This is a genomic window from Phyllobacterium myrsinacearum (assembly GCF_002980555.1).
GTDB classification, from domain to species: domain Bacteria; phylum Pseudomonadota; class Alphaproteobacteria; order Rhizobiales; family Rhizobiaceae; genus Phyllobacterium; species Phyllobacterium myrsinacearum.
Genome location: NZ_PVBT01000009.1, coordinates 195,356 through 209,042, shown reverse-complemented (window position 1 = coordinate 209,042; position 13,687 = coordinate 195,356). Strand labels below are relative to the sequence as shown.

General features: G+C 53.4%; 8 protein-coding genes. 6 read left to right on the top strand and 2 right to left on the bottom strand.

Going from position 1 to position 13,687, the window contains the following annotated elements; translation table 11 throughout:
* The first annotated feature begins 146 nt into the window (after positions 1-146).
* Positions 147-611, top strand: a complete 465-nt coding sequence (locus C5750_RS24410; RefSeq protein ID WP_199538069.1) for a GNAT family N-acetyltransferase — start codon at positions 147-149, stop codon at positions 609-611.
* A gap of 453 nt (positions 612-1,064) precedes the next feature.
* The gene (locus C5750_RS24405; protein ID WP_130272810.1) at positions 1,065-1,256 is read left to right on the top strand and encodes a hypothetical protein; all 192 of its coding nucleotides are present in this window, start codon (positions 1,065-1,067) and stop codon (positions 1,254-1,256) included.
* Between the two features lie 12 nt (positions 1,257-1,268).
* On the opposite strand, the gene C5750_RS24400 is transcribed toward C5750_RS24405, so the two are convergent.
* A complete protein-coding gene (locus tag C5750_RS24400; protein ID WP_105737702.1) occupies positions 1,269-1,535 on the bottom strand; it encodes a hypothetical protein in 267 nt (88 codons plus the stop codon).
* 311 nt (positions 1,536-1,846) lie between these two features.
* Positions 1,847-2,203: a hypothetical protein gene (locus tag C5750_RS24395; protein ID WP_105737700.1), complete on the bottom strand. Its 357-nt coding sequence runs from the start codon at positions 2,201-2,203 to the stop codon at positions 1,847-1,849.
* A gap of 332 nt (positions 2,204-2,535) precedes the next feature.
* On the opposite strand from C5750_RS24395, the gene C5750_RS24390 reads away from it, so the two are divergent.
* The 4 genes from C5750_RS24390 (at position 2,536) to C5750_RS24375 (ending at position 13,647) form a co-directional block, all read left to right on the top strand.
* The gene (locus tag C5750_RS24390; protein ID WP_105737698.1) at positions 2,536-3,645 is read left to right on the top strand and encodes an SEL1-like repeat protein; all 1,110 of its coding nucleotides are present in this window, start codon (positions 2,536-2,538) and stop codon (positions 3,643-3,645) included.
* A gap of 847 nt (positions 3,646-4,492) precedes the next feature.
* Positions 4,493-4,693, top strand: coding sequence for a hypothetical protein (locus tag C5750_RS24385; RefSeq protein ID WP_130272812.1), 201 nt, complete (start codon positions 4,493-4,495; stop codon positions 4,691-4,693).
* Between the two features lie 108 nt (positions 4,694-4,801).
* Positions 4,802-5,053, top strand: coding sequence for a hypothetical protein (locus C5750_RS26950; protein WP_105737694.1), 252 nt, complete (start codon positions 4,802-4,804; stop codon positions 5,051-5,053).
* Between the two features lie 80 nt (positions 5,054-5,133).
* Positions 5,134-13,647 (top strand): adhesin, encoded by an 8,514-nt coding sequence (locus C5750_RS24375; protein WP_105737692.1) that lies wholly within the window; start codon positions 5,134-5,136, stop codon positions 13,645-13,647.
* Positions 13,648-13,687 lie beyond the last annotated feature (40 nt).

The following is a 13,687-nucleotide window of genomic DNA, read 5'->3' as shown; positions in this document are numbered from 1 at the left end:
GACTTTCAATTTCAACTCCAATGCTGAGCAAATGTTTGACAGCAGTCTCGGCAATAATTGTCGCCAAGTCCACGACTTGAGAGCGAAGAGCTTGGGTCGGTGATGGGGGGGGGGTATGACACTCAGTTGTGGATAGGGGGAGCACGTTGCTCAAGATCAGACCTGCCGAGCGCGGTGACGCAAAGGCGCTTACCCAGTTGATGCATCGATCAAGTGCCTATCATGGCAACTACGCCAGCATTCTGGATGGCTATGCCATCACAGCCGACCAGATAGACGCTGATGTGTTCTACATCGCTGACCTTCAGGACGATATCGCTGGCTTCTACAGCCTGGCGCTAGACGACGAACCGGAATTGGACCTCATGTTTGTTGCGGATCACGCTCAAGGATCAGGAATAGGTGCGAAGCTATTTCAACACATGGCGGCTGAAGCAAAGCGACGTGGTATTCCTTCAATTAAGATCATCTCCCACCCACCTTCGGTCGGGTTCTATCAAAAGATGGGGGCGACCATCGTTGGAACTAAACCGCCAACGTTGAAGGTGACATGGGCGCGCCCGATACTGAACCTGGCAATCCAACCATCAGGGTGGATTGAGGATGCCTGATTTTGCGTAGGAGACGCAATGAAAGCAGATCGTCGGCATTCCAGGGCAAGTGGGCTTCGTCGTCGCCAAATTAAACGACCGCTTTGGGCATTAGGCAATCTTGTTTGAAATGGATGGTTGGAGGGCGCCAAACGGCCTTTCAAATTATGACTGAGGCGTGGGGCAATAATGGATTTGATCAGTCCCGCCATTATCGGCATCTATAAAGGGAGATGTACCGTTAGTCCTTGCCTTGCTCCAGCTGTGTCAGATCTTCAAGGGTGCGGTTGCCTCAACTCCATCCAAGAACATTGACGACCTTTGTTGGCCCATCGTGCCTCCACCTGTCGCTCACTGTGTGATCGGACTGGATTTGTCGCGCGCAAAGGATGTAACATTTGTGAGAATTAGCCCCTTGATTAGTTAGCCGCATAAATGCTTATTGTGGCTTTAAATGTGCGAAAGGTTCAATCAATGGGCAAAAAAAAGGCCATCAAACCTCTCATTCATGTAACTGTGAGCCTTGGTCTGTTTTACGTCGTCGTTGAGGCCGAGGGTTTAGAGAACGAAATCATTGGTCCTTTCAAAAGCCTTGATGACGCCGAGATCGAGAAAATCAATCAGAGGAAACTGCGTAAAAACAAATGGCAGAATGTAGAGCCATAAAGCTGGTTTTCGCTAATTAGACGGGACTTTTTTGACAATAAAGTTAGCCCAGACCGTGCGCGATATATCCTCCTTGGTCGGGTTTTCAGTTTCATAGTCGTATTGATCCAGGACTGCAAGAAACCCGTTCAGGGGCTCGATCAAATCATCAGGCGTGATGAATCCCATCTCACATTCTTCGCAATGAGCGTAAAGGTCTTGGCTCGTGAGATTTCGCTGCAATATCAGCCAACCTTGCCGGCAGCTGGGACATTGCCCCACATGGTAAAATTCAGTCATCCATCCGCTCCTTAACAAAGTGAGCGAACATTTCGCCACACACAGCCATGGCGAAATGCTCTTTGCATGCGCTCTGTCCCATAAACCACCGCTACCGCAAACTGTGTGCTCTTTTTGGGCTTATACATACCTTTGGCACATTCCTGCGCAAAGCGGACATTCAAACAGATAGGCCAGACGTGCCCATTCAAGGGTTTCAACAGAACAGCTCTTATCGGCATCTATGAACCGAGATTTCCAAGGCATCTGCGGCGCGCACAACCGATCGTTTTCTTACAACTTCCGACCTTGTACAAAATGCCTACGACGGTTCAGTGCTTCTGGCAATTGCCGGCTATCTGTTGGTCAAGGATAGTAGGAATGACTATGTCTGAATCAATGCGACTCCGCACTTTGAAGAGGACTTTCTCAGCTAAATCGCCCTTACCCATCTCGGTGAGAGTAGTTTTGACCTCTTTCTCAATATTCAGACATCGAGCGTGAACAGCGGGGAGGAGTTCTGAAGGGGGATGACAGCTATTTTGCCCGTAGTAGATGGCACTTGCTCTAAGGCAAAGCTGAAAATCTTCTCCTAGTGCTTCCATCGTCTGGGCATAGGCTCCATTCGATACCAGAAAGGATAGGGAGGAAAATCCGATATGTGCGGCAGCACGAAGCACGGGGCTCATGAATGTATCTCCCAATTGAGCTTAAACGCATGCTAGCGCTAAACAATCCTATTTTGGCTCATGATAAGGCGCAATCACGTTGCGCTTCACGGGAATATGGAGCCTACAAATACCGTATATAACTCTTGAATTGACATTTTCTGACGTTGACTTCTCCACAAATCAGGTGCTGCGGTGATACCTATTTTCCGAGATTAATACATGATAATGAAGCATAGGCTACAGGCACTCATATAGAAATTCTAGATGCACGCGGGTGGGGTAGTAAGCATGAAATATATAGATGAACGAGGCTATGTATTAATTCGATCATAAATTAAGGGGATGCTCGAATGCGTTCAGAAGTGTCGGATTCTGTTCAAGTGCGGATTCAAAGGGCGCCTGCATTGAGCATGTTACTAATCTTATATTTTTTATTTAGTTGTATATCCATTGGCTTAGCCGATAACACGGTCGCTACCGACCATCCTGTGCAAGATGCGCAGGAATTTAATCAGCAGAAAGCTATCGCGGAACAAGGCGACGCTGGCGCCCAGCTTGCACTTGGAATCCTATATGAGACTGGACGTTCCGTAGGTCAGGACTTTGGCCAAGCGGCGATTTGGTACCAGAAATCGGCAGATCAAGGCAATGCTGAGGCCCAGAACAATTTAGGTTCATTATACAGCACTGGTCGCGGAGTCGTGCAGAACCACCAAACTGCCATCGTACTCTACCGCAGGTCAGCAGAGCAAGGATACGAACTGGGGCAAGTAAACCTCGCCAAGGCCTATTTTATGGGGGATGGAGTTGAAAGGGATTATGGGGCTGCAGTCGAGTGGTACAAAAAGGCTGCACAACACGACAACGATCTGGCCGAAGCAAGTCTCGGATACGCTTATGAAACGGGCCTCGGCGTTCCTAAGGATCTTGGCATAGCAGCTGAATGGTACTTGAAATCGGCCCAGCAGGACAATGCTCTTGCACAAGCTAATCTGGGAAGATTGTACCTCTTCGGGATGGGGGTATCCAAGGATGCAAACCAAGCTTTCAAGTGGTACAGAGCAGCCGCAAGCAATGGCAATGCGCAGGCTCAGTTATCAGTTGGAATTCTTTATGCCACAGGCGATGGTGTGCAGCGCGATTTGGCAAAAGCTGCCGACTGGTATGAAAAATCTGCACTGCAAGGCGTTGAACAAGCTGAGTTTAATCTTGGCATGATGTTCTTTAAGGGGGAGGGGCGCCCTCAAGACGATGAGCTTGCTGTTCGCTGGTGGAATGCGGCGGCTAAAGACGGCAATATCGAAGCAAAATTCAACCTCGGCGTCATGTATTATTCTGGGCGAGGAGTCAAACAGGACTTGCTCTTTGCGGCGCAATTGTGGCGAGAGGCTGCGGCCGGAGGTAATGTTACTGCTAAGAATAACTTAGCCGAAATGAAATCGAGTGGCCTAATTGAGTGATGATTTGCGCCACCAGTGGTGGGTAGCGATCATCGATAGAGTGCTGAAAATTCAATAACCCCGACTTAGGCGAATGCTGCCAACGCTCTAATATCCGGCTGCCACCAAATTCCATTTTGGAGATATTCCATGGCTGATTTGTCTCAAATGAATCCTAATGGCCAGGCTCCCCTGGATCCAACGATAAACACTGGGTTTAAACTCAGCGATTTTAAAATACAGACGGGTTTAACAGACTTTTCGATGAATATCGAAAGAAGGATTTATGATCCCGATTACATGAAGATGAGTGTTACTTTAAATCCAGGGATCGTCTCCTTGAGGGGATCCACAACAATAACGAATAATCATCAGAAATCAGAATTCGCAATTGGATTTGGGAAAAAGATAGATATCGGGCCGAGAATAGATATCGGGCCAAGGGTAGGCGTCAATCCAGCTAATTTAATGCAAGGAAAGATTGATGCTTTTGCAGGTGTTGGATTTAACACGGATGGACAGGCGTTTGGACAATTACAAGGAACGGTAAATTTTTTTGGGAATAAGCTGAACGCAAGTGTCAAAACAGGCGTTCAATTAGGTATTGAAGGCACGCAGTACAATACAATTTCCAACGCACCGAACGGCTCAATCACAATACCGGCTGCAATTGGGTATACAAGTTCTGCAACATTTACGCCTCAAGTAAGTGACTTCTACACCTTTTCAACGACAGCTACGCCTTTCTCAGAGTCTACATTTAGCTTCAGCGGGATGTCGGTGCCCGGGGCATCATCGCATAAATTTGGCTTCAACCCGCAATCCAGTATTGATCCAAATCCTTATACAACTGTGGATCCTGTCAGCAATGAACAATATCGAACTGGATATTATGGTGCCAACTCGGGAACTGGTGTCCCGGTGCCTACTCCAACCCCGCAGCCACAACCACCTGTTCCAGGAACACCTGTTCAGCCACAATCGCCCATACCTGGCGTACCTGTTCAACCGCTTTCACCCATACCAGGGATGCCTGTGGCAGCAACGCCGGGTCAAGGACTGGGTGTAATTACGCCTGGGGAGTCACCCCGACCGGTCGCACCGGTCTCACCAGCACATCCATCCGACCCATCCAAACCACAGGGTGGCGGAGACGGCAGGCAAAGCGGTGGTGCCGATGGTGGTGGTGGCACGGCTTCGGGACGAGGCGGCGAAAACAATGGAGGCAATGTCGGTGGAGGAGGTATGCCAGGAGGCAATCGTGGTGGAACACCTAGTGGCGGCGATACGCCAGGTAGAGGTGGAGGAACACCAGGTGGAACAGGAGGAAAAACCGGTACTGGCGGGACGCAAGGAGGCGGCAAGAATGGATATGATGGCGGCGGCCGGCCAAGTGGAGTGGGAGGGCCAATTTCAAACGGTAGCGTAACGGGCGGTGGCATAGGCAGTGACTACGCCAAGGATCCCGCTAACGCTGGATACAATACTCCCGAAAGGGGGGTTCTGCACATGGATTTTGGCAGAGGAAACAACAATGACTACGTCGTCGATAGAGAGGGCAATATTCACCAATTTACCAATGACTCTCCTTATAGTAAGATAAAAAATGATATTGAGAATAATCTAAAAGATGGCTCTTCGGCCAGCAAACCCGTCCTTATTGATCTAGACGGCAATGGCATAAACATCGACTCGCTTTCATCCTCCACGCAGTTCCTCGATCTGAACGGCGACGGCTATCTGCATCGCACGGCCTGGGCGGGCAAGGGTACCGGCGTTCTGGTCATTGACACGAACAATGACGGCAAGATCAACCAGTCGAATGAATTTGCCTTTACCGAATGGGACAGGACGGCATCGAGCGATCTGGAAGCCCTTCGCAATGTTTTCGATACCAACCACAATGGCAAACTCGATGCCGGCGATGCGCGCTGGAGCGAATTCAAGGTCATGGTCGACGGCGTGATGAAGACGCTGGGCGAGCTTGGCATTGCCTCGATTGACCTGACGCCAAAAGGAAGTGGCCAAAACTTTACTGACGGTTCCTATATCAAGGGCACGTCGCAATATACACGAACAGATGGAACGACAGGAACTGTTGGCGATGCGGTCCTGGTGTCGGAATCTGATGGTTATGTGCTGAAGCGCACGAAAGTCACCAATGCCGATGGTTCGACGAGCGAGAACATTCAAGGCTATGACAGGGACGGCCGCCTGGCGTTCAGCAACAATGTGACGACAAGCGCCGATGGGCTGAACAAATTCACCTATTATGATGATGACGGCAATGGTGTCGCGGATCGCTCGCAATATGACAATATGGTCATTGGTGCAGATGGCAGCCGCACTCGAACCATCACCAATGTCCGCCAGGATGGGTCGGTGGCCGACAAGACCACGATCATCACGAGTGCCGACAGGAAGACCATCACGACCAATCTCGATCAGGACGGTGACGGCAAGAACGATCAGAGTGAGACATTTGTTACCAATGCCGATGGATCAACCGTTACGACGACGAAGGCGTTCAGTGTCGATGGGACACTCACCAAACAGATCAGCGTGACGGCAAGTGCAGATGGTCTGACCAAGACCACCCGGACGGATTCGAATGGTGATGGGGTCTTTGAGCGCGTCAGCAGCGAAACGACGGTGCTGAACGGCGACGGCACCCGGACCAGGACGGTCGATGCACGCAATTCGGATGGATCGCTGATTTCGAGGACGCAAACCGTAACGAGTGCAGACAACCGGGCGAAGGTGGTCCAATATGATCACACCGGCACTGGCACATTCGACGAAAGCGACAGCATTGTTACCACCGTCGACAGCGCCGGGAATGTGACGACGACGACACTGCGCTACAACAGCGATGGTTCGCTGCGCGACAAGTCTGTTGTGACCCTCAGCGCCGATGGCCTGTCGAAGACGACCGCTAGCGATTTGACTGGCGATGGCATCGCCGATCGCATCACAACGGATGTCACAGTCGTTGGCGCGGACAAGAGTCGTGTCCAGACGGTGGACCAGAAGAGCGCGGATGGAACACTGCTCTCGCGCCTGGTCACCCGCACCAGTGGCGACGGTAAGACCATCTCTGTCGAGGAGGACCAGAACGGCGACGGCGTGGTGGATGTACGAACCACCACCCTCATCAATGCGAATGGCACAACGACGCAAACGGTGGAGACCTTCAATCCGAATGGCACGCTGATCAGCAAGACGCTAACCGAAGCTTTGACCGATGCGATCGGGCGGAAAATCTCGGTCGATCTCAATGGCGACGGCGTCTATGACCAGATCGCGGTCGATGGCATCTACATCTTTGGCGATCAGACGCGGCATATCGCCTTCTCCCTGCAGGGCAACAATGGCACGCTGAAGGGGAAAACCGCGACCGGTTACTCCCTTGATGGACTGACCAAGACCACGGACAAGTGGATCAACAGCGACGGCGTGATCGACGAGACCGTCAAGGACGTGACTGTTCTCAACGCCGATGGCAGCCGTACGCAGACGGTCACCACAAGGAGCGGCGATGGCACGCTGCTTGCCAGTGAGGTCACTCTGGTCAGCACCGACCGCAAGACCACGACCGTTACGACGGATGCGGATGGTGATGGCATTGTCGATCGAACAGTCATCCAGGTCCAGAACGGCAATGGCAGCACGACCACAACCACCACGCTGACAACTGCATCCGGCACGGTCTATGGCAAGGTCGTTGCGACGGTCAGTGCCGACGGCCTGACAAAAACGTTGTCGGAGGATCTGAATGGTGATGGCACAATCGACCGGAAGACGGTCGATGCGACGGTCATCAATGCCAATGGCAGCCGCACACGGACGATCACGGAGACCAATGGTGATGGCTCGCTTTTGAGCCAAACCGTGACGACGGTGAGCGCCAATGGCCTCGTCAAGACAACGACGGTTGATATCGACGGCAACGGGACAATCGATTCCAGTACGACCGAGACGACGGTGATCAATCCCGATGAATCTCTGACGACAACAGCACAAGAACAGGCCGGATCGGTCAATACGGCCAGGACCATCACCACGGTGAGTGCCAACGGTCTGGTCTCCACGACCCAGACCGATATTGATGGTGACGGAACGATTGACAGGGTTGCAACCACGACCAAACTGCTCAATGCCAATGGCTCGACCAGTGTGACGTCGGTGGTAAAGAGCGGCAACGGCACGCTCCTGTCGCAGTCGACCACGACAACCAGTGCAGACGGCAAGAGCATCGCGATCGAGCAGGATTTGAATGGCGATGGCGCCATCGATGCGCGCAAATCGATCGTGCTGGGAGGGGATGGCACGCGAACCGAAACCACCGGCACATTCACGCCGGACGGCTTGCTCATAGGCAGGACGATCGTCGAAACCTCGTCCAATGGGCTGTCAAAGAAGACCTCGGTTGATGTCAATGGCGATGGCACGGTGGACACAATCACGACCGATGTCACCGTCCTTAACGTCGACGGCAGCAAGACCAATACGACGACCATCACCGGCACCACGGGCGCGATCGTTAGCAAGGTTGTCACCACGTTTTCGGCGGATGAACTTTCGAAGACGGTCGAAGAGGATCTGACCGGCGACGGCGTTGCGGACAAGGTGACCACGACAAGCATTGTTATCAATGCCAATGGCAGCCGCAGCCAGACAGTCACGACAAAGGCCGGCAGTGGCACTTTGCTCGGCAAGACAGTGACGCTTGTCAGCGGTGACGGCAAGACAACGACCGTGACAACGGACGACAATGGTGACGGCAAGACCGACGAGACAAAGGTCAGCGTTTTCAATGCGGACGGCAGCACCACAACAACGGTCACGGAGGCAAATGCCGATGGTTCGGTCTATGCCAGGACCGCAACCACGGTCAGCGCCGATGGTCTGACCGTGACGACGCTGAAAGATTTCGACGGCGATGGTGTCTATGACCGGACCATCACCGACAGGACCGTCATCAATGCCAATGGCAGCCGAACGCAGACGATCACGACGACAAGCAGCAATGGCACGCTTCTCGACAAGACGACGGTCAATATCAGCGCCAATGGTCTCCTCCGGACAACGGAATTTGACAGCAATGGCGATGGTATTCGAGATGCTGCCACATTGGATCAGACCGGTTTGTATTCATCTGGTGAAACCGTAAGAGGTGGTGGAACTGCGGCGTATGGAATAGCTCAGGGTGTGTGGACGAGCCAGGGCCAAACGGTTATCAGTGCCAACGGCCTGACCAAAACAATGCAGTCCGATTTTGACGGCAATGGAACGATGGATCGGACGGTGCAGACGACCAAAGCCATCAATGCCGATGGGTCGACTGTTGAGACCACTTTGACGACAACGTGGAACAACAGCACCATTGCAAAATCCGTAACCACCACCTCGGCCAATGGCCGGAACATAACCATTGAGGATGATCTGAACGGCGATGGCGTCATCGATGTGCGCACGACGATCGTGCTCAACACCGATGGCACGACAACGAGGACGGTGAGCGAACTTAAGTCCGATGGCTCGCTCAACAGCAAGGCGGTGATCGACACATGGCCCAACGGTCTGGCGGCAATGACCAGGGTGGATCTCGACGGCAATGGCACCTTTGACCGCACGACCACCAACATCATCACGCTGAACACCGATGGCAGCCAAACCCGGACAATTCAGGAGTTTGACGCCGGCAATGCGCTAACGGGCAAAACTGTCATTGTCACGAACGCAACAGGGCTTACGAAAACAACGAGCTGGACGGACGGGTCGGGAGCCTCGCTGCGCTCGCTCAGCCAAACCACCACCATCAATGCCGATGGCAGCACGGTTCAGGTTCAGACCTATTTCAGAGCCAATGGATCGCTGGAAAGCCGGACAACGACGACGCTGAGCGCCGATGCCCTCACCAAAACCATCACGAGTGATATCAATGGCGACGGTGTGGTGGATCAACGTTCGGTGTCTGTGAAGAATGCCGATGGCAGTCTTGTGACCACACTGACCGATTATGCGGCCGATGGATCGACCATTGTCGCCAGGCGGATCACGACCACAAGTGCCAATGGCCTGTCGCAGACCATTGACTATGATGCCGACGGCAACGGAACGACCGATACGAGAACGAGCAGTATCATCGTGCTCAATGCCAATGGCAGCAAAACCGAAACGATCAGCACATTTGCGGCCGGCGGGAGTGGACTGGTCCTGAAGGAAAAGACGGTGGCCGACACGTCGGCCGATGGGCTGACCAAAACCACCAGATGGGATATCGGAGGTACGGGAAGCTTTGGGCGAACCAGCACGGATGTGACGGTCCTCAATGCCGATGCAACGCGCACACGCACCGTCAGTATTTTCTCAGGAAGCACACTCGTCAACCGCTTTGTCACCACCACAAGCGCCAATGGCTATTCGGTGACCACCAACTGGGACACGGCCGGCTCAGGCAGTTTCGATCAGATCTCGACGGATGTGACGACCTTCAACAATGACGGAACGACGACGCGAACCATCAACAGCACCAAAGCCGATGGCAGCCTCATCGCAAAGACCGTCACCACCCAAAGTGTGGACGGGCGCATAGTCACGACGCAGGAGGACAGGGCAGGGCAGCCATCGCGCATTCTGAAGAACGTCAGCAATGTCCTGGCCGATGGATCCGTGGTCAACACGATAACCACATCCAGCCTGGCCGGTCAGCTCTTTGACAAGACTGCCGTCACAACAAGTGCGGACAAGCGCCGCGTGACCATCGAGCGGGATGCCGATGGTGATGGCAAGGTCGATCAGACCGAACAGCGCATCCAGGCCATTGACGGCTCGGTGACATCAATCACCACCGGGCTGCGGGTCGATGGAACGATTGCCAACCGGACGACGTCAAGGACGTCGGCTGATGGTCTGACCACGACCATTGAATTTGATACCGATGGCGATGGTGTCACGGATCGCAAACGCACGACAATCGGTGTTTACAATGCCGATGGCAGCCAGCGCAGCACACTCACAGATACGGATGATACCGGCAAGCTGGTTGCAAAGACCACGATCAGTGTCAGCGCCGATGGCAAGACCCGCACCACGGTCAAGGATGTGAACGGCAACGGCACTGCCGATCGGACCGAGACATGGGTTGTCGATGCCACAGGCGCAACGGTGACAACGATTGTCAACAATGCCGAAGCAAGGGATGTTTCGAACCTTGTGTCCGGCTCGGTGAACTGGGTCAAGGCCATCGCGGCTAAGGTCGAAACATCGACAACGGCCGATGGTCTCACCACAACTACGCGCTCCGATTATGACGGCAACGGCACCTATGAAGTCGTCATGGTGTCGAAGACACTGATTGATGGTTCAGTCATTTCGACGATCACCGAGACCAATGCCGACGGCTCGGTCAAGGCGCGCGGTACGCAGACGACAAGCGCCGATGGTCTCACCACGGTCTTGAGCAAGGATGCCAACAATGACGGCATCTTTGACCGCATCGAAACGGCGGTAAGCCGCCGGGATGGTTCGATCACACTGACAGCCGTCGACAAAAATGCCGATGGCTCGCTGAAACAGACAGTCATCGATAGCTTCACGGCGTCGGGCAAACTCCTGCGCAGCCTGACAACCGATGCGCAGGGGCGCAAGACGGCCGAAACGCTGCTGGCCGCTGACGGTACAACGACTGTGTCGACCTTTGACGGGCCAAGCGGACAGGCATTGACGGTTGGAACGCTAAACCGGAAAGGAATTCTTACTGCATCGACGCTTTACGATCCATTGAATGCCAATCCGTGGAGCAAGATTGAGCAAACATTCAATGCCGATGGCAAGAAGGTCTTTGAACGACAGTCCAAGGATGACGGAACGCGGGTTGATATCTATTTCGATGCTGCATCGGGTGAGCTGTCTCAAGTGTTCTTCTGTGATGTGAACGGCAAGGTGACGAATGTCATCACCTATGACTTCGCCAAAACACAACCATGGTCGCGCTATGAAGAGACCTTTAATCCGGCAAGCCAACTGACCTACAAGACTACCTTCAACGACGACAACACGCGCGTATCGCAAACCTACGATGTGAATAACTCCCAGCCCTGGACGAGTGTCCGGCAAGACTTCAATGCAGCCGGGGTTGTCTTCTTGCAAATCAATTACAATGATGATGGAACGCAGGTTCTCATCACCTTCGACGCCAACAATACTGCCCCCTGGTCGCGCTATGAAGAAACCTTTAATCAGGCAGGCCAACTGACCTACAAGACCACCTTCAACGACGACAACACGCGGATATCGCAAGCCTTCGATGTGAATAACTCCCAGCCCTGGACGAGCGTCCGGCAAGACTTCAATGCTGCGGGGGTTCTGTTCTCGCAAACCAACTATAATGATGATGGAACGCGCGTTTTCTTTACCTTCGATGCCAACAATACCGCCCCATGGTCGCGTGTCGAGGAAACCTATAATCCAGCAGGCCAGCTGACCTATAGAAACACCTTCTACGACGACAATACGCGCATTTCGCAAACCTATGATGTGAATAACTCCCAGCCCTGGACGAGTGTCCGGCAGGACTTCAATGCGGCGGGGAGCATGGTGGCACAGTATACCTATAATGACGACGGAACGCGGGTCGAATTTGGCTTCGATCCAACCAACATCGCCACATGGTCCCATTACGAATCCACCTACAATCAGTCGGGCCAACTTACCTATCAGGTCACATTCAACGACGACGGGACGCGGATCAACAACTGGTATGATGTGGCCAATTCGCAGTCCTGGTCGAAGCTGATACAGACCTTCAATGCGGCCAGCCAGATGACCGCCCAATTCCAGATCAATGACGACGGATCGCGTTTTGACGTCAATCTTGATCCCACCAACATCGCCTATTGGTCACGCGTTGAATATTATTACAACAGCGCCAACCAGCTCTATTACCACGTTGAATTCAATGATGATGGTTCCAAAGCCGTCGATACGTACGACGTGGCGAATACGCAGACCTGGTCGCATTTCCGCCAGACCTTCAATCCTGCCGGCCAGATGGTTACGCAATATCAGGATTTCGATGACGGCACGCGTTATGACATCACGTATGACGCATCCAACACTCAGTCCTGGCGAACACTTGAATACTGGTATGATGCACAGCACCGGCTGACCCTGGACAAGCCGACATTCGATGACGGTTCGAGAACGGAGACGTTCTACGATCCCTCGAATGCCCAGCCGTGGCAGAAAATCGTGGATGCTTATGACGCGGCGGGTAAAATCAAGGAGACCAATCAGTACAATGATAATGGCACCCGGTCGCAGTATTTTTACAACTCGTCGGGGCAGGTCTACCAGTCTGTACAATATGATGCGCAAGGCAGGATCATTCCCCAAGGCGGTGGCGGCGGAGGGGGCGGTCCCGGCACGCATGGCCAGCCCGTCATCATTGATCTGAATGGGGATGATCACATTGATCTTCGTCCATTTGATCCGGCGCAGGCGGCCGCACATACTGGTCCAATGTTTGACTGGGATGGGGATGGTGTTCGCGATGCAACTGCCTGGGCGGGACCGCAGGATGGTTTTCTGGTCATCGATCTTGGAGCCAACGGTCAGGCTGGCGGCGACGGACTGATCGATCAGGCGAAAGAGATTGCATTCTCCCTGTGGGCAACCCCTGAGGAAATCGCACAGCGCGGTCCGATCAGCGATCTTGAGGGGCTGCGCCTTGCCTTTGATACCAACCACGACACCGTCCTTGATGACAGGGATGCGCGTTGGAACGAGTTCCGTATCTGGCAGGACGCGAACCAGAACGGCATCACGGATCCCGGCGAGTTGAAGACCATGTCGGAGGCGGGTATCAAGCTTATCAATCTGTTGCCCTCGCCAACGGGATCTACCCAGTTCCCGGACGGATCGGCAATTACCGGTACAAGTTCGGTCCAGATGATGGATGGGACAACCCGTCTGGTCGGCGATGCAACGCTGACCTATCGCACGGCATCGGCCGCATGAATCGCGCGATGATCGGGGGCAGGGCACCTCCTGATCTGCC

Coding starts and splice junctions, on each gene's coding strand:
- C5750_RS24390 (WP_105737698.1), top strand. CDS start 2,536: ATGCGTTCAGAAGTGTCGGATTCTGTTCAAGTGCGGATTCAAAGGGCG.
- C5750_RS24405 (WP_130272810.1), top strand. CDS start 1,065: ATGGGCAAAAAAAAGGCCATCAAACCTCTCATTCATGTAACTGTGAGC.
- C5750_RS24395 (WP_105737700.1), bottom strand. CDS start 2,203: ATGAGCCCCGTGCTTCGTGCTGCCGCACATATCGGATTTTCCTCCCTA.
- C5750_RS24375 (WP_105737692.1), top strand. CDS start 5,134: ATGGATTTTGGCAGAGGAAACAACAATGACTACGTCGTCGATAGAGAG.
- C5750_RS24385 (WP_130272812.1), top strand. CDS start 4,493: ATGAACAATATCGAACTGGATATTATGGTGCCAACTCGGGAACTGGTG.
- C5750_RS24400 (WP_105737702.1), bottom strand. CDS start 1,535: ATGACTGAATTTTACCATGTGGGGCAATGTCCCAGCTGCCGGCAAGGT.
- C5750_RS26950 (WP_105737694.1), top strand. CDS start 4,802: ATGGTGGTGGTGGCACGGCTTCGGGACGAGGCGGCGAAAACAATGGAG.